The following is a 21,743-nucleotide window of genomic DNA, read 5'->3' on the forward strand; positions in this document are numbered from 1 at the left end:
AAATGAAGTTTCATCCGATAAATATCTTGAGGTGATCGATTTGGCCAAGAAAGGGCAGACGTTTAATTCCTATAGTTTTGATATCAAAAAGAAGGCTATTGAAATGCGATTGCAGGGTAAGACTAAGAAGGAAGTTGCTGCAGCGCTAGATATCGCGGATATCGGAAGATTGAAGGTATGGATGAGGAGATATCGCGAACAAGGAGATTCTGGTCTTGTGGATCAAAGAAAACGAGTTCAGAACATACAGGAGTTATAATCTGTTTAATGTGTGGAATAGGCAGTACATATGAAGCCCTGAATAAGGGCTTTTTTCTTTTGAGGAAATGAGAGAAATTGGGGTAATGACTAGACCAATGGAGTTCGTTGTGACATATCTTAAAATATGCTAAAGGGAAAGGAGGAACTGGAATGAGCGAAGTAGCGGGTTATGGTTATGCCCCAAATCCTTTTACATCTACAGGTGCAATTTTAGTTCTGTTTATCTTGTTGGTTATTATTTCCAGTACGTTTCTTTACTAAAAAATAATAAATCGCGTATTCCTTTAATAGAAAGGAGGGCATCTCATGGGTGGATGTGTTGGCGGCGTAGGAGTTTCACCTTTTAGTTCCACAGGAGCTATCTTGGTACTCTATATTTTGTTGGTTATTATCTTAGCAGGATTAGGAAAAGGATTCTGTTAATAACTTGTACTAAGGAGCTGGAAGCATTGATATGCTTCCGGTTTTTTGTGATGAATATAAAGCTCCAGAATGCCCATCTTTCTTAGAATGGGTTGAAGCTTAAGCGGAGAGGTGGTAGCATGATCCAGGAATATGACAATGAACGGAGGGTAATGATGGGGACTTTTAAGATTGTTAATGAGTTCGTGAATGAACAAGTTAGAGGTGAACAAGCGAATCCTCAGGATACTGAGGAGGTTATGGAGCTACTTATTCTCACGGCGAAATGGTTACATAGTCAAGGGTCTAGGCAATGGAGCGGATTATTGGAAGGACAAGATAGTCATAATATGGCAGGTTGTATATCTCAGGGTGAAGTATTCTCGTTTAGACAAAATAATGAATTAGTCGGAGTCGTTATTCTGATGCAACAGCCTAGCCCATGGGATATTGATCTTTGGGGGGAGAGCGCCTTAGACTCTCGAATATCTATATATTTACATAGATTAGCTATCAAACGGACTTCTGCGGGGCAAGGACTAGGAAAAGATATTCTCCACTGGGTTGAAAAGGATATTGAATATAATAATAAAGATCGTATTCGTCTTGACTGTATTGCTGATAATGAAACACTGAATCGTTTTTATCAACGAAATGGTTATACCTATATAGGAGAGGTTAAGGGATACAACAAGTATGAGACTCTGCTCAATAAGAATATTTAAAAACAATCAAGAACAATCAGGAACATATATTTTATAAATTGTGGGAAACCTAAATTAACTAATGTGCTCAACAGAGCCAATAGCTTAGGGATAGGTATAGGAGTTGCCGATGAAATAGGTGGCGTGTTACGATGAGGGTGCGTTCCATACTGTTGATATTGGGTCAAGAATAGGACGATTTAAGAAAAGTTTAGATATTCCCACTATAATAATGATGAGGTGACCTGATGAAAGACGAATTAGCAAAAGCATTAAACGAACAGATGAATTTTGAGTTTTATTCAGCTCATGTATATCTTGCTATGGCTGCCTACTGTTCAGCGGAAAGTTTGGATGGATTCTCCAATTTTTTCACTGTGCAGGCAGAAGAAGAACGGTTCCATGCAATGAAAATATACAAGTTCCTCAATGATCGAAGACATCGCGCAACAATAAGTGCTTTGCAAGAACCTAAGAATGAATATTCTTCGATGCTTGATGTTTTTGAACATGGGTATTCACACGAGAAGCAGAACACTAAGAAATTCTACCATTTAGCAGATTTGGCTACGAATGAACGTGAACATGCTATGATATACTTTTTGAAATGGTTTATTGATGAACAGGTTGAAGAGGAATCATTGTTTGATAATATTATTCAGAAACTTAAGCGTATCGAAAAAGACAGTAACGCATTCTACATGCTCGATGCAGAATTCGCGAAACGTTCATTTACACCTCCAGCAGAATAAGAGAACTATATATGCAAAATGCCAAACAACTTCCTTACTTAAGGGAGTTGTTTGGTTTATTTCTATATAATAACCAAATTCCGTTGTTTGGTGAGTTCATCGGATGAAAGTTGGACTATTTTAACTGAATTTTAGTTGTTTACCGGATAGCCCTCCCCATAGTCAGAATTCAACATAAGCTAGGGTGTACTCTAAACCAAAGGAGGAATGATTGATGAGTGAGAATGGTTGTTGTGGGAATGTTGTTAGCAACAATAATGTTGCAGGATATGGTGGTGGCTGTGGTGTTGGAGGATTTGGAACTACAGGTGCAGTTCTAGTTCTGTTTATATTGCTAGTTATTATTATAAGTGCATTCTGTATCTAATTCATTCAATCAAATGACCGAACTCTAAAGCTCCGCGGGTTACTTACCTTGCGGGGGTTTACTCTATTTATGGTAATGAATTCTTTGGAATGCTTAGAAATAAAGTTCTATGAATGTTTTTTTTGGAATCGTATACATTATTTTTGGGTTCTATATTATATTCTTTGGATATCATCTATAATGATTAAATCATAATACTAAATTTATAAAAATAATGCACTTTTATAAATCAGACACGGGGGATTTTAACAAATGATCAATGTTACACAGATCAGACTAGAGCAGTTAGATTACATAGGATTAACGGAGGCAGAACTGCAGATATTATCCGCAAATCATGATGTTTTTGTAAAAGTAGTGGATGAAGTAGTTAATCGTTTCTATGAACATATTGAGAAAAAACCGGATCTTCAAAGGGTCATTGATCAAGCCACATCTCTTGAAAGATTAAAAGAAACTCAGCGTGAGTATTGGATGTCTCTGACAACTGGCGTAATAGACGAAGCCTATATCCAAAAGAGAATTGCTATTGGCCTGGTACATTCTCGAATAGGCTTGTCCTCAAATTATTATCTCGGTACTTATATGGTGTATTTAGATATAGCAACAGACATTCTACGTCAGATTTTGCCTGATCAATGGATAACGGTTACACATGCCCTCAGCAAGATGTTTAATCTGGATTCTCAGTTAGTCCTTGAGGCTTATAATAAGAAGGAGCAAGAGAAGCTCTATAACTTAGCGGATCAACAGGATCAGATTCTTCAAACGGTCACGGAAGTGGCGCAAGAGTTAACAGGTATGATTGCAGAATTGTATGGCAACGCAGGCTCCATTGCCGAAACGGCTAAAGTGGCATTGGATTCTCAAGAAATGGCACATGACTTGATGGTGCAATTAGGTACAGAGGTGGGTCAGATTGAGGATATGGGTGTATTGATCCGTGAAATTTCTAATCAAAGTCATCTACTTGGGTTGAATGCAGCTATCGAAGCGGCACATGCAGGCGAATTTGGACGGGGGTTCAATATCGTAGCTGATGAAGTTCGCAAATTAGCCTCTACTTCCCGCAGCGCCCAAGAGCAGATCCAGACGAGGGTGGAAGCTATTATGCACAAACTTAGTAGTGTTCGTCTTGTATCGGATAACACGTTGGACAACATGAAGATGCAAGCAGCAAGTTCAGAGGAACTTGCGACCTTTGTAAAAATGATAGAAAAGGTTGCTGAAGATTTGGAAATGCTTCAGTCTAAAAGAAGTGGAATCTAAATGCTAATATTGAATCGTGGAATGAGAAAAAGCCTCGAAATATATCGAGGCTTTTTCTCATTCCATAAACAATCATATTGAAGTTATTGGGTCTACATAGGGTCTACATTTTCATGTCTGTTATCGAATAATAATGTCGATATTATTGAAGAAAAACTTATGTACCAAGAGTTTATGATAGGAAAAAATTTGGACGCCCCTTGCAGGGCGTCCTCATGGGAGAGGAGAAACCGGTCGAAGAGCTATGGGGAAACGTAATTCTTCTCCACGGTTGTCTACGACATTCTTTGGATGTCGATAATTAAAGCATGCCCGTGGAGAATCCTTTTTATACATAATATTTCTAAATAACGACGCGAAATGGCAGTTCATTTTTCATTATCCATCATAATGTGGTACGATATCGTCATAAAAATGCTGAGTCAAGCATTGGATCTTAAGCATAGGATGGGTGAAAAGGCTAGTGAGAGTTGTATCGGGAAGTGCGAAGGGAAGAACCTTGCAAAGTGTTCCCGGATTGGGAACAAGACCAACGACAGATAAAGTTAAGGAAGCTGTATTCAGCATGATAGGTCCTTATTTTGAGGGTGGAACGGTACTTGATTTATTTGCTGGCACAGGTGGTTTGGGAATTGAAGCATTGAGTCGTGGAATGGAACATGCCATATTTGTAGATATGGACCCCAAGAGTATTGAGACTATAAGAGCTAATCTCAAGAAAACAGGAATGGAGAATCAAAGCGAAGTTTATCGAAACGATGCGGCGCGAGCACTGAAGGTGCTGGAGAAACGCGGTGTTGCTGTGGATGCTATATTTCTAGATCCCCCGTATCGGATGACGCAGGCGGACGAGCTTATGCAACAGATGCACGAAAGAGGACTTCTTCAGGTTAATGCAACGATCGTCGTTGAGCATGATTCGAAATATCAGTACCCAGATGAATTGAATCACTTCATATGTATTCGTAAAGCTCTTTATGGGGAGACAGCAATCACGATATACCGATACCAACTAGAGATGAATCGAATCGAGGAGGAACAACATGAATCAACAGAATAATTATCCACGCATTGCAGTGTATCCCGGAAGTTTTGACCCCGTTACCTTGGGGCATATGGACATTATCATGCGCGCCTCTAAGCAATTCGATATACTCATCGTTGCTGTGCTGAACAATCTTAGTAAGAATGCTTTGTTTTCCGTTGAGGAGCGCAAAGAATTATTGAAGCAAGTGACAGCTGATATTCCTAATGTACAGGTGGACAGTTTTCGAGATTTATTGGCGAATTATGTTCGGGGGAAAGATGCCCGTGTGATTGTCCGCGGAATTCGTACAGTTACGGATTTCGAATATGAGCTACAGCTTGCTTCAACGAATCATAAATTAAATCCAGATGCTGAAACAATTTTTATGATGACTAATCCTAAATATTCCTATCTGAGTTCAAGTCTAGTGAAAGAAATTGCACACTTCAATGGTGATTTGACCGAATGGGTATGCCCCGCAGTAGGTCAAGCGCTACATGCCAAGTTTAACGGGAACGAGCAGAAGTAAATAAGGTTATCATCAGTGAGGCTGTAAGTAAGCATCCTAGTATTAGCCCTTGCCACTCTATGAGTAAGGGTATTTTTGCCCACATATTAGGAAGTTCTAATGAATGTCGGGGGACATCTGAGGTTGTAACAAATGTAGGTTGAATATCCCTGTTTAATTGTTCCAAAGTTCTCCATACAACGAGAGTAACTACAAATGCGTATCCCCCATGTAGCAACTTGGCAACGGTGTAGGTTAACCATCCGATTCCGGCTTTTTTAAGTAGGGAGACAGACTGGAGTATGGCGCATAGACCGCTCCAACCTATGAAGGCTGAGAGAAGAGACCACTTTAGGATAGGCGAAAGGATGGAGTCTGTACTGAGCGCTTTGGCACCTAAGTGGACTTCAAATAATCCAGCTACGTAATAGGGTGGAATTTGGGGTAGTATAAATAAGCTGACAATATGAACGATGACTGCAAATATAATGATATACCCACCAACAATCATAAGAGTCTGAACGGCGTGTGCGACAGCTTCTCCTAGTAATTTACCGAAGCTACGACCATCGCGGATACGGGCCTGTTCCATGGCTGTTATGACACGGCTAATGAGTGGAGGACGAGACGGATTCTTCATGGAATTTGGGGATATTGAGCTACTCGTTGCAGTGCCACGCTCGCTTCGACTGAACATTCTTAACGTAAGAAAAGCAAGGATACCCGCTAGCCAATGAATTGCGAGCAGCCAATAACCGGCAAGAGGATTTCCAATTAGTCCTATACCAATGACTACGATTATCGTCATAGGATTGCAGAAGTGTGATAACATAGCGGATTTACCAGCCTCATTATGGCTTAGTTCGCCTTGTTCAACTAATTGCATAGTTGCCTGTGCACCACCAGGGTATCCTGTTGTTAACCCCATGACCAGTGGCCATCCAGTTGCGCCAGGAAGACCGAATACTTTTCTCATTAGTGGTTCAAGCAACACGCCCATACCGTGTGCCCAACCATATGCGATCAATATCTCGGATAGAACGAGAAAGGGAAGTAGAGCGGGAAATACGATATGCCACCATAGGGAAAGTCCTTGAAGTGAAGCCTGAAAAGTGGGCTCTGGGGAACTGACAATGGCAATAACGAGTAGGATGGAAAGTGCACCTAACATCAATGTGACGACTGGAGCAGAGAATAGATATCGGAGACTTCTTATCATGAGCATCACCTCTTTAAATGAACAATATATATAAATACAGAACAAGCTATCGTTCATTTCATTTTATGCAGATAAGAGTCACATAAGACCAGCATGGTGTGTTAGTCATGGAAGGGAGAATAAGATGAATAAATTTAGAGACTCGTTTGTGTTTAAGTTATTCTTATACATAGTGATGGTTGTGATGCTAGTCTACTTAGTTGTATTTATGCCAACGCCGTATATCATATATCAGCCAGGAAGTGCGGAAGAAGTACAACCCATGATCAATGTAAAAGATGGGGATACGACGGAGCAGGGAACGTTTATGATGACCACGGTATCCGCTAGATATGCCAATATTGCGTTACTAGCCGTTGCGTCCTTTAACTCTAACGCAGAGATCGACAAGAAAGAGTCAAGATTAGGTGAAAAAAGTGAAGCTGAATATGCTGCGGAACAAGTCTTCTATATGAGCAATTCGCAATCATCCGCAATGGAAGCGGCTTATAAGGAAGCTAAGGTTGCCTATAAGATTTTACCTGAATATCTATTTGTGTTCTCTGTACCGAAAGAAGCGGATAATAGTAAGTATTTCAATCCGGGTGACAGAATCACTGAGGTGGATGGAGAACCTATTTCTGATAACGTTGCGCTGACTACCCTGCTAACCAACAAAAAAGTGGGGGATATTGTATCCATTAAGTTGAATCGTGGTGGGGAGTCTTTGGTTGAAAATGTACCCTTAGTTTCCATTAAGGATGGATCTGAGACTCGTCCAGGTCTAGGAATTATTATCGCTACAATGCAGAAAGTAACGACCGATGATCCTGGTAAACAAGTGGAGTTTGTAAATACTCAAGTTGGAGGGCCTTCTGCTGGACTAATGTTTACAATGGAAATTTATAATCAGCTAACAGAAGGCGACTTGACCCAAGGATACCGCGTAGCAGGTACGGGGACAATCGTCGAGGATGGAACGGTAGGACCAATCGGTGGGGTTAAACACAAGATTGTTGCTGCAGATAGACAGAATGCTGAAATCTTTTTTGTGCCAAAGGATAACTATGAAGAGGCTAAGGCAAGAGCAGATAAGATTCACACGACCATGAAGTTAATTCCAGTCTCTACTGTAGAAGATGCGTTAAGCTATATGAACAATCTCGAAGCTAGACCCTGATGGGTGGTTCGAAGAAATCACGGAATGTTTCCCGATTATTCAGATGATGGTAGGCATTGGCATATACGGCTGACGCCTGTAGATCACGTTCTAAGTGACTGTGGCTATGATTAGATGGTTTTACTACAATCGGTAGTGAAGCCGTCTTTTTCATTTGTTTAAGCAGTTGTTGTCCGTTATGGTTAAAGCCCAGCATTCGTAAATATTGAGGTCCTTTGGCTAGTGAGTTCGAGGACATTTCCTGTTTCGTATGATGGAGCAGAATGTGAGCAAGCATCCGTTGAAGCTTGGTATGCGTGTAGCGTTTTGTTTTTAAGCTATGTAGCAGGTCTCTGACGGTGAGATTTACAACACTGGGTAGTAACTTCTTAATACGGTATTCTAGGCCCTCTGTGACCTCATGGAACTGTACTAATTCAGATGTACTTTGTGTAAGTAACTGATGCATCAGTGGTTGCCTGAATGATTCCCAACTGATAGGACCACGGCCAGCATCAAATTCTTTACGCATAGTGTCAATGGTATATGAGGGTACGTAAGGAGCAGCGGCTTGGAAGTCTTGTTCTAATACAAGGCGTCTTATTGCAGTAGCACTAGCAATGCTGGAATTCGAAGGTGTGGAGTCATGATAACCAGCACTCTCTCGTGGGATTGTGTAGGGAACGATATCGCTCCGTAATCGCTGAAGTGCAATCAGATAATGTAGACCAAGGGTGTGATTGGGCTGTTGTAATAAGGAGATGATATCCTCCTGTTCGAATGGATCATTAGAGAGGTTGCCAGCTGCTACACTATACGCTGTGGGATAATTCATTCCCAGGTTAAGAAGCCTGGATATCTCCTGCTTCAAGGACTCGCTTTCAGTAGCTAGTTTACGTGATAGGGGGAGCAGCAGCTCCAGTGTCCCGCTCTCAGTCCCGAAGCATAGGCTATCAACAACCCCAGTCGCCTCTAGCAGGGATACAGCTCCGAATGCGAACCACTCTGCAGGTTGCACCGCATATACTGTTGGAAGCTCAATCACGAGGTCTACTCCCATGGCTAATGCCATGTCTGTCCGGGCATACTTACTTATGAGTGCGGGTTCACCACGTTGCAGGAAAGGACCACTTAGAATAGCAATCGTATGTTCGGCACCCGTAATTTCTTTGGCTCTGTTATAATGGTGTACATGACCGTTGTGTAATGGATTGTATTCTACAATGATGCCTACAGTACTCAATTAATGCTCAACTCCTCATAACAGATGTGGTGTGATAATATTACTACAAGGCTTTCTTTTAGAAATATAACACAAATTCGGTCTATTTTCGAAAAATAATGCTACAACATATTGGTGTTACCTGTTGACAAACATCCACATATCTCGGTATAATAAATTTTGTTTGTTTGGAGTGATAATGATGCATTTTGAATTTCGTCAAATGGTTAAGATGGAAGGGCCCCTACAGATCCACGAAACAGTGGACATAGATCGCGCAGTGGAAGGCCGAAGAGATATTATAGCTGCATCACCCGTTCATGCGGACTTGCAAGCTACCTTTTTAGGCACTGACCTGATAGATAGTATGGTAGAGGTTCAAGGTAAGCTCACTGGACATGTTGACATGGTGTGTTCACGCTGTTTGACATCAGTCCACGAACAATTAGAGATTCCGTTTCATGAACATTTCAAGCTGGTGAAGCAGTCGGAAGAGCTTCAGGATGAAGATGACGAGACCATTTACGTGGATCATGATATGGTGGATCTTATCCCATTTGTGGAAGAAACTTTTCTATTGTATTTACCACTGATTCCACTCTGTAAATCTTCCTGCAAAGGATTATGCCAGACATGTGGAACAGACTTGAACCAAAGCAGCTGCAACTGCGACACGAGAGTAGTTGATCCACGGCTTGCAGGGCTGAAAGATCTATTTTTTAAATGATGTAAACATTCATCCCAATAATGGGTTGATTGAAATAAGGAGGTGTTAACATGGCAGTACCTCAACGGAGAACTTCCAAAACCCGTCGTGACAAACGTCGTACGCACTTTAAATTGACGGTGCCGGGTATGGTGAAATGTGAACAATGCGGAGAACTAAAACTTTCTCATCACGTATGCAAAGTTTGCGGAACATACAAAGCAAGAGAAATTATCTCGCAATAATTTACAAACAAGTAGTACTTCATCTATGGTGAGGTGCTATTTTTTTTGAATTCATTTGGAGTAATCACCTGGGGTGATGCAATTCTCAGGAGAGGACTTTCTTTTTTGCGCAGCATGATTTATACTTAATATTAGTACCTGGTTCTAAGATGCAAATGTGTATTGGAAATATTAGAAAGCTCTTAACTTCACTATTCACTATTTAATATTTTATCGGTAAACGAATGCCTTCCTTTGGGCAGGTTGAGTCGTTTATCTTATATAAAGCCTTTCTTAATCACATCTGAATCGTAAGGAGGTGTACCGTCATAGAACGTTTATCCAAAAAACAGCGCCATCAAGAGTTACTTTTACTCATCGAAGCGAACCCGTTTGTTACGGACCGTGAGCTGACGCGAGAACTGAAAGTGAGCATTCAGACGATCCGTCTAGATCGAATGGAGCTTGGAATACCAGAACTTCGGGAGCGGATTAAACAGATGGCGGAGCATTCGTACGACCAAGTCCGCTCATTGCCTCTGAATGAAGTTGTGGGAGAAATTGTGGATTTACAGCTAGATAAGAGTGGCATCTCTTTGTTTGAGATTGGTGAAGAGCATGTGTTCTCAAGAACACTTATCGCACGTGGTCATGATATTTTTGGCCAAGCTAACTCCCTTGCGGTAGCTGTTATTAATGATGAGATCGCATTAACAGCTTCAGCAGATATCCGCTTCTTGCGATCCGTACATCTAGGCGAGAAATGTATCGCTAAAGCATATGTGAGGTCTATGGCAGGTCAAAAGGGGAAAGCTAAAGTCGAAGTATTCACCTATGTGGGTGAAGAAATGGTCTTTCAAGGCAATTTCCTAATCTATAGATCTGCGGGAGAAGACAACATTGAGGGAGGAATGCAGCATGAAGATCGCCATTGATGCTATGGGTGGGGACCATGCTCCTCATTGTAACGTAGAAGGAGCACTTGCAGCCGCCGCTGAGTGGAAAGATATACATATTATATTAGTTGGGGACCAGAGTCAGATAGATCCTCTGCTAAAAGGTAAGGAAGTACCTTCTAATCTCAGTGTTCACCACGCTAGTGAAACGATTGATTCTGAGGATGAACCCGTTAAAGCCGTTCGTCGTAAGAAGGATGCTTCTATGGTGGTGGCTGGTCGGATGCTAAAAGAAGGTACGGCGGATGCTATGATATCTGCTGGAAATACAGGTGCTCTCATGACCACTGGTTTACTAGTGGTGGGTCGTATGGAGGGTATTGAACGTCCGGCACTAGCACCTATGATCCCTACGTTAGATGAGCGTGGTGTACTAGCTTTAGATTTGGGTGCCAATATGGACTCTAAAGCACTACACCTAGCACAGTTTGGCTTGATGGGTAGTTTATATCGCCAGAAGGTACAGGGGATCGCTAAGCCTCGTGTGGGTCTTTTGAATGTGGGGACTGAACCGGGAAAAGGAAATGAGTTAACGAAGGAAGCATTTCCACTTTTACAAGAAATGCCGATTCATTTCATAGGCAACGTTGAGGCTCGCGATATTATGTCCGGTAGTCATTGCGATGTACTTGTTTGCGACGGTTTCGCGGGTAATATCTTATTGAAGACGCTAGAAGGTACGGCTGGTAGCATGTTTACTTTGCTCAAAGAACAGTTCAGTCAAACATGGAGAAGCAAGATCGGAGCCGCGTTGTTGATGCCTCAATTGAGAGGGCTGAAGAAGAAGCTTGATTATAAGGAACATGGGGCAGCGCCCCTGCTGGGTTTACGTAGTCTCGTGATGAAGAGCCATGGCTCTTCTGATGGTAATGCTATTAAGAATGCTGTTCGCCAGACAAGAGTTGCACTAGAGAATGAGCTAGTTCAAAGTATATCTAAGGAAATTACTAGGAAATGAGTGACGTTATGAGTAATCTTAGACCCGTAGGTATTATTGGTACAGGGAAGTATGTTCCAGAGAAAATATTGACTAACAGTGATTTAGAGAAGATGGTAGATACGAATGATGAGTGGATTGTTAGTCGCACAGGGATCCGTGAACGACATATTGCGGCACCTGATCAGGCGACTTCCGACTTGGCTTATGAAGCAGCTTTGAAGGCACTAGAATCTGCGGGTATGACTGCAGATCAGCTAGATCTAATTATCATAGCTACAGTGACACCGGATACTATTTTTCCATCAACAGCATGTATTGTACAAGAGAAACTAGGTGCCAAAAAAGCAGCGGCCTTCGACCTCTCGGCAGCTTGTTCAGGATTCGTGTATAGCCTAGCTACGGCTACTAACTTTATCCGGACAGGAATGTATAATAACGCACTGATTATCGGTGCTGATTGTTTGTCTAGAATTACAGATTACACGGATCGTAATACCTGTGTATTATTCGGTGATGGAGCGGGAGCTGTTGTCATTGGAGAAGTGCCTGAAGGACGTGGATTCCTCTCGTTTGATCTAGGTGCTGAAGGTGCTGGAGGTGGCTTACTTAAACTTGAAGCTGGTGGATCTAGATTACCTGCATCAACAGCAACGATTGAAGATAAGCAACATTTCATATACATGAATGGACGCGAAGTATTCAAATTTGCGGTACGAATCATGGGATCTGCGACAGAGTCTGTATTGAGCAAAGCTGGGAAGACCAAAGAAGATATTGATTTGTTTGTACCGCATCAAGCTAATATTCGAATTATTCAATCCGCTATGCAGCGCTTGGATTTACCCCCAGAGAAATGTGTAATTAACGTCGATAAATATGCCAATACTTCGGCTGCATCCATTCCGCTTGCGCTTGTTGAAGCAGCTGAGGAAGGGCGGATGAAAGAAGGAGATACCGTCTTAATGGTTGGATTTGGTGGCGGATTGACATGGGGAGCTTCGGTATTAGTCTGGTAGCAACACGATAGACTCGGTGAGGAGATGTACAATGGGGAAAGTAGCGTTGGTGTTTCCAGGGCAAGGTGCACAATCGGTAGGTATGGGCAAAGATATTTATGATACTGTAGCAGAAGCTCGGCAAGTCTTTGAATTAGCCGATCGTTCTCTAGGATTTTCGCTAACTTCGATGATTTTTGAGGGACCTGACAGTGAGTTGAAGAAGACTTTTAATACACAGCCTGCTTTGCTGGCTACAAGTATTGCTTATTTGGAGGCTCTTCGAGGTAAGGGCATCCAAGCTGACTTTGTAGCAGGACATAGCTTGGGTGAGTACAGCGCACTTGTAGCGTCGGGCGTTCTTTCGTTAGAAGAGGCAGTATCTATTGTGAGAGCACGTGGTCAATACATGGAGGAAGCTGTTCCAGAAGGACAAGGTGCGATGGCTGCTGTTCTTGGTGCAGATCGGGAAAGTCTGACGAGTCTTTGTGCAAGCATTACCGAGACAGGACATGTTGTGGAGCTTGCGAATATCAACTGCCCAGGGCAGATTGTTATTTCTGGTTCACAAGAAGGTGTCGCTGCTGCATGTGAACGGGTGAAAGAAGCCGGTGGTAAAAAGGCGATCCTCCTTGAAGTGAGTGGTCCTTTTCACTCTTCCATGATGAAGGAGGCCGCTGAGCAGCTTGAAGTTAGACTGAGCTCTGTACAGTTTAATGACACAACAATTCCGCTTGTCGCTAATGTGACTGCACAGCAAGTTAGAAGTGGTTCAGACATTCGAGATCTGTTAGTGAAACAAGTGTTTTCGCCTGTTCTGTGGGAGGATAGCATTAACTATCTGATCCAGCAAGGTGTGGATACGTTTATCGAGATTGGTCCGGGGAAAGTATTGACAGGACTTATCAAGAAAATCGATAAAACCGTTACAGTGATTAACATCAATAATTTGGAAAGTATTGAATGAAATTAGTCGTATACTTGGGGAAAGGAGGAATTTGTAATGTCCAAACCTTTAAGTGGACAGGTTGCACTTGTGACTGGAGCATCCCGTGGAATAGGCCGTAGCATTGCTCTAACTCTAGCTGGAGATGGAGCTAACATCATCGTGAATTATTCTGGAAATGAATCCGCAGCACAAGAAGTGGTGGCAGAGATCCAAGCTATGGGCGTAGAAGCTATTGCCTTACAAGCAAATGTTGGCAAAAGTGAACAAGCTGAGAATTTGGTGAAAGAATCCATCAACGCCTGGGGACGTCTAGACATCTTAGTGAATAATGCTGGGATTACTAGAGATAATTTGATTATGCGTATGAAAGAAGAAGAGTTCGATCAAGTGATTGAAACCAATCTCAAAGGTGTATTTAATTGTTTGAAGGCAGTCACACGGCCCATGATGAAACAACGTTATGGTCGAATTATTAATATCTCATCTGTAGTAGGTGTTCTGGGGAATGCTGGGCAAGCTAATTATGTAGCAGCGAAGGCTGGTGTAATTGGTCTTACCAAGTCATCCGCTCGGGAGCTTGCATCACGGGGTATTACAGTCAATTGTGTGGCTCCTGGATTTATCGATACTGATATGACTAAGGAATTATCAGAGGAAGTACGTACTAAGCTCTCAGCGGATATCCCGTTGGCAAGACTGGGTCAACCAGAAGAAATTGCGAAAGTAGTTGCTTTTTTAGCGTCTGATGGTGCATCATACATGACGGGCCAGACACTACATGTGGATGGCGGAATGGTAATGTAGCATTTTGAAAAGAATTCTCGTATAATACCAAAGAGGAGGTGAACCGGATGTCCGATGTATTGGAGCGTGTAAAACGCATCGTTGTCGATCGTTTAGGTGCTGACGAAGCTGAAGTTACGCTAGAATCATCTTTTAAAGATGATCTTGGCGCTGATTCTTTAGACGTTGTTGAATTGGTTATGGAATTAGAAGATGAATTTGATATTGAAATCTCTGATGAAGATGCAGAGAAAATTACAAGTGTGGGTGAAGTTGTTAACTACATACAATCTCATACCTAATTGAACCATAGTAAGTCCCGTACCTGATTACATATAGGCGGGGCTTTCTCCTCATTTTGTGAAGTACAATAATATGGCATATGCAGTTTATATAGAGGTGGGTGTATTTTGAAACATAGAGTCGTGATAACAGGTATGGGTGTCATGACATCATTGGGTAAAGATTTAGATACATTGTGGGACAACCTGATGGCAGGGAACTCCGGTGTGTCCCAAATTGAGGCCTTTGATGTTAGTGACTACGCTACACAAATTGCTGCTTCGGTGAAAGATTTCAACCCAGAGGAATACGTTGATCGTAAGGAAGCTCGTAAAATGGATCGTTATGTTCAGTTTGCGGTGGCTGCCGGTTTGAGCGCAATAAAGAATAGTGGTCTTGATATTAAGAGTGAGGCTGACCCTAGTCGCATTGGTGTCATTATAGGTTCTGGAATTGGGGGCCTAGGGACTTTTGAAGATCAGCACAATGTGCTGTTACAGAAAGGACCCAAACGTGTAAGTCCATTCTTTATCCCAATGATGATAGCAAACATGGCTTCAGGTCATTTGTCTATTCTTGTTGGAGCTAAGGGTCCTAACACGACTACCGTAACCGCTTGTGCATCAGGTTCTCATGCTATTGGGGATTCATTCAATTGGATTCAGAATGGTGAAGCTGATGTCATGATCTGTGGTGGTGCGGAAGCAACGATTCGCCCGACGGGAGTAGCGGGGTTCTGCGCTATGCGTGCTATGTCAACTCGCAATGATGATCCAAGTAAGGCGAGTCGTCCGTTTGACAAGGGACGTGATGGGTTCGTCATGGGAGAAGGGGCTGGAGTTATAGTTCTTGAATCCCTGGAACATGCGCAGAAGCGCGGTGCACACATCGTGGCTGAAGTGATTGGTTATGGCCTTAGTGCTGATGCTCATCATATGACAGAACCGGATCCTGATGGTCCAGCTCGTTGTATGAAGATGGCTATCCGTAATGCGGGCATTAAGCCAGAAGATATTGATTATATTAATGCGCATGGGACATCAACACCGGTAGGTGACAAATCGGAAACGAAAGGCATTAAGATGGCACTTGGTGATCATGCCTACAAGGTAGCCGTTAGTTCAACAAAGTCAATGACGGGTCACTTGCTCGGAGCTGCTGGGGGAGTAGAAGCGATCATCTGTGCTCTTTCGATACAGAACCAGACGCTGGTGCCTACCATGAACTTGGATGACCCGGACCCGGAATGTGATCTAGACTACGTTCCTAATGTACCGAGACAAGCTGATATCCAAGTTGCTATGTCTAACTCATTTGGATTTGGTGGTCATAATGCGACTATCATTTTGAAAAAATATGATGTTTAAGGAGACGGTCTGTTGAGTGGAGATCTGAAACAATTACAGCAGCAACTTCATATTCAATTCCACAATAAGTTGCTATTGAAGAAGGCCTTTACCCACGCGTCTTATGTCAATGAGCACCGTTTCAGTCAGCATCAGGATAACGAGCGGTTAGAGTTTCTGGGAGATGCGGTATTGGAGTTAACAGTATCGGAGTATTTGTACAATCTCTTTCCAACCCGTCCTGAAGGTGAACTTACGAAGCTTCGTGCCGCGATTGTATGCGAGCCGTCCCTTGTTAAGTTTGCGGTGGCTCTAGATTTTGGACAATATGTATTGCTAGGTAAAGGTGAAGAACTCACGGGTGGTCGTACTAGACCAGCGCTATTAGCAGATGTGTTTGAAGCTTTTATTGGAGCGTTGTATCTTGATCAAGGTCTTGAAGCTGCACGGAGCTTCTTGGAACTTTATGTGTTCCCTGAAGTATCTGCGAGTGGAAAGCAGCAAATGAGCGATTACAAAACAGAACTTCAAGAACTGACACAGCAACATAATATGGGGCTGATTGAGTATCGGATCGTTGAAGAGCGTGGTCCTGCTCATGAGCGTGAATTTGTTTCTGAAGTGTATATGGGAACAGAGTGTCTTGGAAGAGGTAGCGGACGTTCGAAGAAAGAGGCTGAGCAGCAAGCTGCGGCAGTTGCGCTTGGTCAGTTGAAGCTTAAGGAATTCTGATGATTAAGTGCATTAGTTATTTCTAACTAAAGAGCAAAGAGTAGTCTCAAACCAGGGATGAATGCCTGTGTCCACAGACCACTCTTTGCTCTTTATTATGAATATGAATATATGATTTCTAGATAGTATTTTCAGAAGAAGAACTTATGGTATTATAGGATTTAGAGGTGATTTAGGGAATATGTTTCTGAAACGGATTGAATTGACGGGTTTCAAATCTTTTGCCGATAAAACTGAAATGGAATTTGTCAGAGGTATTACGGCAGTGGTGGGTCCGAACGGCAGCGGCAAAAGTAATATTTCCGACGGCATCCGTTGGGTGCTAGGGGAGCAAAGTGCTAAATCTTTACGTGGCGGCAAAATGGAAGACATTATTTTTGCAGGTAGTGATGCGCGCAAAGCGGTCAATTTCGGCGAGGTGTCTCTAACACTAGATAATGAGGATCATGTACTCCCTCTTGATTTCAGTGAAGTAACCGTTACGCGCCGGGTTCACCGTAATGGAGATAGTGAATATTTAATTAATAAGCATTCCTGTCGTCTGAAAGATATTACGGAATTATTCATGGATACCGGTATTGGTAAAGAGGCGTACTCTATTATTGGTCAAGGACGAATTGAAGAAATTTTAAGCACACGCTCAGAGGATCGCAGAGGGATATTTGAAGAGGCTTCTGGGATCGTGAAATATAAATCGCGTAAAAAAGATGCTATGCGTAAGTTGGATGAAACGGAGCAAAATTTACTTCGGATTCATGATTTAGTGACTGAATTAGAGGATCAAATAGGTCCGCTGAAGGAACAGTCCGAGAAGGCAGTTCATTATAAACATCTTCGGGATCAGTTGAAAAACAAAGAAATCTCGATGTATGTATATCAAATTGAACAAATTCATAGTAGCTGGAGTGATGCCAATGCGAAACTCTCCGTGTTACAGGAACAACAGTTACAGGTATCTACCGTAGTTTCCGCGCATGATGCGAAACTGGAAAGTGAACGCTCAGAACTACGCAAGCTTGAACAAAAAGTAGAAACGCTTCAAAGTGATTTATTGCAATTTAGTGAATCTTACGAGAAGAGTGAAGGTTATGGAGAAGTTCTTAGGGAACGTAAGCGAAACCTTGAGGCGAATCGGGAGCAGTTGGCGGACACTTTAAATACGGGTGATGAACGTTTTGAAGGTAAGAAAGCAGAGTTAGCTCTTTTACAGGATAAGTTAGAAGCGTTACAAGAAGAACTTAAACAACTTCGTATTCAGTTATCAGGGGAGGAAGCTAAGCTTACTTCAGTTACAGGTGGAATTAGCCAGCATGAAGAAGAAACCTTAAAGGGCTCTTTGCTGGATCTGATGAACGAAATGGCTCAAGCTCGTAATGAAATTCGTTATGCGGACCAGCAGAAGGAGACCCTTTCTCGCCGAATGAATAGGGCAGTGGAAGAGACCGACAAATGGACTTTGCAGAAGGATGAATTATTACAACGTAAGAAACAAATGGATTCATCCATAGAGAAGCTCGCGAATGAAATTAGGGAACTACGCGGAGGTTATATTACTGCGAGTGAACGCTATCAATCCGTGCAACGATTGCTTGAAGAGAGTCAAGGTGCACTACGTAAATGGGAACAGAAGCGAGAAGCGCAAACTTCGCGCAGGGATACCATGAAGGAAATGCAAGAGGATTTTGAAGGCTTCATGTTGGGTGTTAAAGAAGTATTGAAGGCTTCACGCAAATCCATTCTTAGTGGTGTACATGGTGCGGTAGCTGAGTTAATTACGGTTCCAGAGAAACTGGAGCTCGCGATGGAGACCGCGATGGGGGCTTCACTTCAGCACGTCGTGATGGATAATGAAGCCGTATCCCGACAGGCGATTGCATTCCTGAAGCAACGTCAGCTCGGTAGAGCAACTTTTTTACCTCTAGATGTTATGCGGGCTCGCAATATTTCAGCAAGTGATCGTTCAATTATTGAGGGAGCAGAGGGATTTGTTGGCATTGGAGCAGATTTGGTTCAGTATGATGCTAAGTATGCTCCAGTTGTAGGGAGTTTACTTGGAAATGTTATTATTGCTGAATCACTTGAGGATGCTAATAAGATTGCCTCGCGTTGTCAATATAGATATCGAGTGGTAACCCTTGAGGGGGATGTCGTTAACGCTGGTGGTTCCATGACAGGGGGGAGCCAGCACAAGAAGAATAACAGTTTGCTTAGTCGTAAACGTCAATTGGATCAACTAGATGAAGAAATTAATGAGACAGAGAAGCAACTGATTAAACTTCAAGAGAGTATTCAGCAATTGAAGATCCAGATGACACAAACGCAGACACAATTGGACGAACTGCGGCAATCTGGTGATGAGAAGCGGATGGAAGAGCAACAAGCTGCTGGAGATTTGAAGCAACTAGAGCATGAACTTCGTCATGTTATGGAACAGGTCGAGATGGCAGGACAAGAGAAGAAGAGTTTCTCACAAGAAGAGCAAGAACTTGCACTTAGCCGTGAAGAAGCGGTGAAGAAGCTTAAACAACTCGAGGAACAAGAGCAGGCTACTCATCAAGCTATACATGCGGCTGAATTCGCTCGCAAAGCTAGTGAGTCAGCTAAAGATGAGCTTCAAGGTCAGTTGACTCAGATGAAAGTACGAGAAGGGAAACTGGATCAAGAGTGTTTCTCAATTGAAGAGCAACTTCGTAGGCTGAAATCTGATTTTAACTCGCAAGATAAAGATTTACGTCAGACCAAAGCGATTCTTGCGACAATTGAAGCCGATCTGATCACGAATGCTAAAGAATCTTCTCAGCAAATTCAGGATTTAAATCATTATAAATTGAATAAAGAAAGATCCTCTGAACAACTTGACTTCGCAAGAGCTTCACGTCTGCAACTTTCCAAGAAACTAGAGATGGAAGAGAATGAGACGAGAGAGCAGCGTAATCAGCTTCGAGGGATAGAAGATCAGCTTCGTCAGACCGAGATCAGTGTTAACCGTCTAGATGTGGAACTGGACAACATTCTGAAGAAGCTCAGTGAAGATTATGAACTGAGCTACGAGCTAGCCAAGCAGCGTTATCCTATCCCTGATGATGTTCCAGCTGTTCAGAATGAGGTTCGGGAGTTAAAACGTGCAATTTCATCTCTTGGAGAGGTTAATCTGGGTGCGATTGAGGAATATCAGCGCGTAAATGAACGATACCTATTCTTAACTGAGCAGAAGGATGACTTAATTGGCGCGAAGACAACGCTATATGAAGTCATTCGTGAAATGGATGATGAGATGTCCAAAAAATTCAAATTTACATTCGATGCTATTCGTCGTGAATTCGGTACCGTATTCTCCAAGTTATTTGGAGGAGGAAGAGCTGACCTAGTGTTGATCGATCCGGAGCATATGTTGGACACGGGGATTGATATTGTGGCTCAGCCGCCAGGGAAGAAGCTGCAGAACCTTCAACTACTCTCTGGGGGTGAACGTGCGCTAACTGCAATGGCACTTCTATTCGCGATACTACAGGTGAAGCCTGTACCTTTCTGTGTACTGGATGAAGTAGAGGCCGCACTTGACGAAGCCAATGTTGTTCGTTTTGCTCAATATTTACGTGAGTTCTCTGAACAGACGCAGTTCATTGTTGTTACCCATCGGAAAGGTACAATGGAGGAAGCAGATGTACTCTACGGCGTTACGATGGAAGAGGGCGGAGTCTCTAAGCTGGTATCGGTTAAATTAGAGAATGAAGAAGCTGAGATTGCTTGATTAGGTAGAGTATAGAGATGGAGGGAATATATGAGCTTTTTTAAAAGGTTAAAAGAAAATATTTCAAACAAAACGGAATCAGTTACGAAGCAATTCCGAGACGGACTTGAGAAAACCCGCAAGGGCTTTGTTGAGAAAGTATCTGATCTTATGATTCGTCGCAAAAAAATAGATGAAGAATTCTATGAAGAGTTAGAAGAAATTCTAATTGGTGCAGATGTAGGGATCAACACGGTCATGAAATTAATTGATGAGCTAAGAGTTGAAGTGAAAAAGCAAAAGATAGAGAATGCGATGGAGCTTCAGCCTATTTTATCTCAGAAGTTGATGGAACTGCTACGTGGGGATAACGACAATAAGATGAACGTGAATACGGATGGTATCACCGTTATTCTGTTCGTAGGCGTAAATGGTGTGGGTAAGACGACCACCATTGGCAAAATGGCATATCACTTCAAGCAAGAAGGTAAAAAAGTGTTGCTGGCTGCTGGAGATACTTTTCGTGCAGGGGCTATTGAACAGCTTGAAGTGTGGGGACAACGTGCGGGTGTAGATGTGATCAAGCAGCAAGCAGGGTCAGATCCCGCAGCCGTTATGTTTGATGCGATTCAAGCGGCTAAACAACGTCAAGCCGATGTGCTAATCTGTGATACAGCAGGGCGGTTACAGAATAAATCGAATTTAATGGATGAACTTAATAAGATCTTCCGAGTGATTCAACGGGAGATTCCAGGTGCTCCACATGAAGTATTGATGGTATTGGACGCAACAACCGGTCAGAATGCACTAAGCCAAGCGAAGTTGTTCGGTGAGAAAAGTGGTGTGACAGGGCTTGTGCTCACGAAGCTAGACGGTACGGCTAAAGGTGGAATCGTAGTGGCCATTCGTCAAGAATTGAATATCCCTGTGAAATGGGTAGGTCTAGGCGAGAAAATGGAAGACTTACAACCCTTCGATTCAGAACAATTCGTGCATGCATTATTTGCAGGGATGATTCAAGAGAGTGAATCTGAAGAAGAATCGGACGAGGACTCTAAGTAGAGATAACTAAATTACACAAAGTAAGAGAGAAGGCATTCGCGGAGTATACAGCGGATGCCTTTTTTGAATAGTAGATGTCCCTTTAAAGCGGGAATCGAGGTTAGTGCTTCATTTTTCGTCGAGTGGAAATTCTAGGTATAAGAGGTGTATAATTTAATTATCTAGAGAA

24 protein-coding genes are annotated in these 21,743 nt (G+C 42.5%); 22 read left to right on the forward strand and 2 right to left on the reverse strand.

Features of this window, described 5'->3' with window-relative positions; translation table 11 throughout:
- Positions 1–31 precede the first annotated feature (31 nt).
- From J2T13_RS15540 to coaD, 9 genes are all read left to right on the forward strand, one after another.
- Positions 32–259: a helix-turn-helix domain-containing protein gene (locus J2T13_RS15540; protein WP_429372816.1), complete on the forward strand. Its 228-nt coding sequence runs from the start codon at positions 32–34 to the stop codon at positions 257–259.
- 152 nt (positions 260–411) lie between these two features.
- Complete coding sequence (locus J2T13_RS15545) at positions 412–522, forward strand: YjcZ family sporulation protein (RefSeq protein WP_429372818.1); 111 nt, start codon at positions 412–414, stop codon at positions 520–522.
- A gap of 45 nt (positions 523–567) precedes the next feature.
- Positions 568–684, forward strand: a complete 117-nt coding sequence (locus J2T13_RS15550) for a YjcZ family sporulation protein (RefSeq protein WP_429372820.1) — start codon at positions 568–570, stop codon at positions 682–684.
- Positions 685–803: 119 nt separating this feature from the next.
- Positions 804–1,388 carry a GNAT family N-acetyltransferase gene (locus J2T13_RS15555; RefSeq protein ID WP_429372822.1) on the forward strand — a complete coding sequence of 195 codons (585 nt, stop codon included), beginning with the start codon at positions 804–806 and terminating at the stop codon, positions 1,386–1,388.
- Positions 1,389–1,615: 227 nt separating this feature from the next.
- Positions 1,616–2,119, forward strand: a complete 504-nt coding sequence (locus J2T13_RS15560) for a ferritin (RefSeq protein WP_429372824.1) — start codon at positions 1,616–1,618, stop codon at positions 2,117–2,119.
- A gap of 214 nt (positions 2,120–2,333) precedes the next feature.
- Positions 2,334–2,486, forward strand: coding sequence for a YjcZ family sporulation protein (locus tag J2T13_RS15565; RefSeq protein WP_429372826.1), 153 nt, complete (start codon positions 2,334–2,336; stop codon positions 2,484–2,486).
- 252 nt (positions 2,487–2,738) lie between these two features.
- Positions 2,739–3,755, forward strand: a complete 1,017-nt coding sequence (locus J2T13_RS15570) for a protoglobin domain-containing protein (RefSeq protein WP_429372828.1) — start codon at positions 2,739–2,741, stop codon at positions 3,753–3,755.
- 463 nt (positions 3,756–4,218) lie between these two features.
- Positions 4,219–4,815 (forward strand): 16S rRNA (guanine(966)-N(2))-methyltransferase RsmD, encoded by a 597-nt coding sequence (rsmD, locus tag J2T13_RS15575; protein ID WP_429372830.1) that lies wholly within the window; start codon positions 4,219–4,221, stop codon positions 4,813–4,815.
- Entirely contained in the window at positions 4,799–5,311 is a 513-nt protein-coding gene (coaD, locus tag J2T13_RS15580) for a pantetheine-phosphate adenylyltransferase (protein WP_429372832.1), read from the forward strand. The genes rsmD and coaD overlap by 17 nt, the downstream gene beginning before the upstream one ends.
- Here coaD and J2T13_RS15585 read toward each other — a convergent pair.
- Positions 5,289–6,509 carry a nucleoside recognition domain-containing protein gene (locus J2T13_RS15585; RefSeq protein ID WP_429372834.1) on the reverse strand — a complete coding sequence of 407 codons (1,221 nt, stop codon included), beginning with the start codon at positions 6,507–6,509 and terminating at the stop codon, positions 5,289–5,291. The genes coaD and J2T13_RS15585 overlap by 23 nt on opposite strands.
- 124 nt (positions 6,510–6,633) lie before the next feature.
- Between J2T13_RS15585 and J2T13_RS15590 the strand changes: the two genes are divergently transcribed.
- The gene (locus J2T13_RS15590) at positions 6,634–7,668 is read left to right on the forward strand and encodes a SepM family pheromone-processing serine protease (RefSeq protein ID WP_429372836.1); all 1,035 of its coding nucleotides are present in this window, start codon (positions 6,634–6,636) and stop codon (positions 7,666–7,668) included.
- Here the strand turns inward: J2T13_RS15590 and J2T13_RS15595 are convergent.
- On the reverse strand, positions 7,658–8,890 hold the full coding sequence (locus tag J2T13_RS15595) for a nucleotidyltransferase (RefSeq protein ID WP_429372837.1): 1,233 nt from the start codon (positions 8,888–8,890) through the stop codon (positions 7,658–7,660). The two genes, J2T13_RS15590 and J2T13_RS15595, sit on opposite strands and share 11 nt — an antisense overlap.
- A 178-nt stretch (positions 8,891–9,068) precedes the next feature.
- Between J2T13_RS15595 and J2T13_RS15600 the strand changes: the two genes are divergently transcribed.
- The 12 genes from J2T13_RS15600 (at position 9,069) to ftsY (ending at position 21,574) form a co-directional block, all read left to right on the forward strand.
- Positions 9,069–9,596 (forward strand): YceD family protein, encoded by a 528-nt coding sequence (locus J2T13_RS15600; RefSeq protein ID WP_429372839.1) that lies wholly within the window; start codon positions 9,069–9,071, stop codon positions 9,594–9,596.
- Between the two features lie 50 nt (positions 9,597–9,646).
- Positions 9,647–9,820: a 50S ribosomal protein L32 gene (rpmF, locus tag J2T13_RS15605; RefSeq protein ID WP_429372841.1), complete on the forward strand. Its 174-nt coding sequence runs from the start codon at positions 9,647–9,649 to the stop codon at positions 9,818–9,820.
- Positions 9,821–10,128: 308 nt separating this feature from the next.
- Positions 10,129–10,734 (forward strand): transcription factor FapR, encoded by a 606-nt coding sequence (gene fapR / locus J2T13_RS15610; protein ID WP_429372905.1) that lies wholly within the window; start codon positions 10,129–10,131, stop codon positions 10,732–10,734.
- Entirely contained in the window at positions 10,718–11,713 is a 996-nt protein-coding gene (gene plsX, locus J2T13_RS15615) for a phosphate acyltransferase PlsX (protein WP_429372843.1), read from the forward strand. The genes fapR and plsX overlap by 17 nt, the downstream gene beginning before the upstream one ends.
- Positions 11,714–11,721: 8 nt before the next feature.
- Complete coding sequence (locus J2T13_RS15620; protein WP_429372907.1) at positions 11,722–12,711, forward strand: beta-ketoacyl-ACP synthase III; 990 nt, start codon at positions 11,722–11,724, stop codon at positions 12,709–12,711.
- Positions 12,712–12,742: 31 nt separating this feature from the next.
- Positions 12,743–13,657: an ACP S-malonyltransferase gene (gene fabD, locus J2T13_RS15625; RefSeq protein ID WP_429372845.1), complete on the forward strand. Its 915-nt coding sequence runs from the start codon at positions 12,743–12,745 to the stop codon at positions 13,655–13,657.
- 36 nt (positions 13,658–13,693) lie between these two features.
- The gene (gene fabG, locus J2T13_RS15630) at positions 13,694–14,443 is read left to right on the forward strand and encodes a 3-oxoacyl-[acyl-carrier-protein] reductase (RefSeq protein ID WP_429372847.1); all 750 of its coding nucleotides are present in this window, start codon (positions 13,694–13,696) and stop codon (positions 14,441–14,443) included.
- Between the two features lie 47 nt (positions 14,444–14,490).
- Positions 14,491–14,724, forward strand: a complete 234-nt coding sequence (acpP, locus tag J2T13_RS15635) for an acyl carrier protein (protein WP_044877691.1) — start codon at positions 14,491–14,493, stop codon at positions 14,722–14,724.
- Between the two features lie 108 nt (positions 14,725–14,832).
- A complete protein-coding gene (fabF, locus tag J2T13_RS15640) occupies positions 14,833–16,071 on the forward strand; it encodes a beta-ketoacyl-ACP synthase II (RefSeq protein WP_429372849.1) in 1,239 nt (412 codons plus the stop codon).
- A gap of 12 nt (positions 16,072–16,083) precedes the next feature.
- The gene (rnc, locus tag J2T13_RS15645; RefSeq protein WP_429372851.1) at positions 16,084–16,782 is read left to right on the forward strand and encodes a ribonuclease III; all 699 of its coding nucleotides are present in this window, start codon (positions 16,084–16,086) and stop codon (positions 16,780–16,782) included.
- A 181-nt stretch (positions 16,783–16,963) separates the two neighbouring features.
- Positions 16,964–20,533, forward strand: a complete 3,570-nt coding sequence (gene smc, locus J2T13_RS15650; protein ID WP_429372853.1) for a chromosome segregation protein SMC — start codon at positions 16,964–16,966, stop codon at positions 20,531–20,533.
- A 30-nt stretch (positions 20,534–20,563) separates the two neighbouring features.
- Entirely contained in the window at positions 20,564–21,574 is a 1,011-nt protein-coding gene (ftsY, locus tag J2T13_RS15655; RefSeq protein WP_429372855.1) for a signal recognition particle-docking protein FtsY, read from the forward strand.
- The last annotated feature ends 169 nt before the right edge of the window (positions 21,575–21,743 follow it).

Origin of the sequence: Paenibacillus sp. DS2015 (assembly GCF_050433705.1) — a bacterium.
GTDB lineage: Bacteria > Bacillota > Bacilli > Paenibacillales > Paenibacillaceae > Paenibacillus_AQ.

Excerpts from the sequence above, each read along its gene's own strand:
- J2T13_RS15545 (WP_429372818.1), top strand. The coding sequence starts at position 412 with ATGAGCGAAGTAGCGGGTTATGGTTATGCCCCAAATCCTTTTACATCT.
- J2T13_RS15550 (WP_429372820.1), top strand. The coding sequence starts at position 568 with ATGGGTGGATGTGTTGGCGGCGTAGGAGTTTCACCTTTTAGTTCCACA.
- J2T13_RS15555 (WP_429372822.1), top strand. The coding sequence starts at position 804 with ATGATCCAGGAATATGACAATGAACGGAGGGTAATGATGGGGACTTTT.
- J2T13_RS15560 (WP_429372824.1), top strand. The coding sequence starts at position 1,616 with ATGAAAGACGAATTAGCAAAAGCATTAAACGAACAGATGAATTTTGAG.
- J2T13_RS15565 (WP_429372826.1), top strand. The coding sequence starts at position 2,334 with ATGAGTGAGAATGGTTGTTGTGGGAATGTTGTTAGCAACAATAATGTT.
- J2T13_RS15570 (WP_429372828.1), top strand. The coding sequence starts at position 2,739 with ATGATCAATGTTACACAGATCAGACTAGAGCAGTTAGATTACATAGGA.
- coaD (WP_429372832.1), top strand. The coding sequence starts at position 4,799 with ATGAATCAACAGAATAATTATCCACGCATTGCAGTGTATCCCGGAAGT.
- J2T13_RS15585 (WP_429372834.1), bottom strand. The coding sequence starts at position 6,509 with ATGATAAGAAGTCTCCGATATCTATTCTCTGCTCCAGTCGTCACATTG.
- J2T13_RS15590 (WP_429372836.1), top strand. The coding sequence starts at position 6,634 with ATGAATAAATTTAGAGACTCGTTTGTGTTTAAGTTATTCTTATACATA.
- J2T13_RS15600 (WP_429372839.1), top strand. The coding sequence starts at position 9,069 with ATGATGCATTTTGAATTTCGTCAAATGGTTAAGATGGAAGGGCCCCTA.
- rpmF (WP_429372841.1), top strand. The coding sequence starts at position 9,647 with ATGGCAGTACCTCAACGGAGAACTTCCAAAACCCGTCGTGACAAACGT.
- plsX (WP_429372843.1), top strand. The coding sequence starts at position 10,718 with ATGAAGATCGCCATTGATGCTATGGGTGGGGACCATGCTCCTCATTGT.
- J2T13_RS15620 (WP_429372907.1), top strand. The coding sequence starts at position 11,722 with ATGAGTAATCTTAGACCCGTAGGTATTATTGGTACAGGGAAGTATGTT.
- fabD (WP_429372845.1), top strand. The coding sequence starts at position 12,743 with ATGGGGAAAGTAGCGTTGGTGTTTCCAGGGCAAGGTGCACAATCGGTA.
- fabG (WP_429372847.1), top strand. The coding sequence starts at position 13,694 with ATGTCCAAACCTTTAAGTGGACAGGTTGCACTTGTGACTGGAGCATCC.
- acpP (WP_044877691.1), top strand. The coding sequence starts at position 14,491 with ATGTCCGATGTATTGGAGCGTGTAAAACGCATCGTTGTCGATCGTTTA.
- smc (WP_429372853.1), top strand. The coding sequence starts at position 16,964 with ATGTTTCTGAAACGGATTGAATTGACGGGTTTCAAATCTTTTGCCGAT.
- ftsY (WP_429372855.1), top strand. The coding sequence starts at position 20,564 with ATGAGCTTTTTTAAAAGGTTAAAAGAAAATATTTCAAACAAAACGGAA.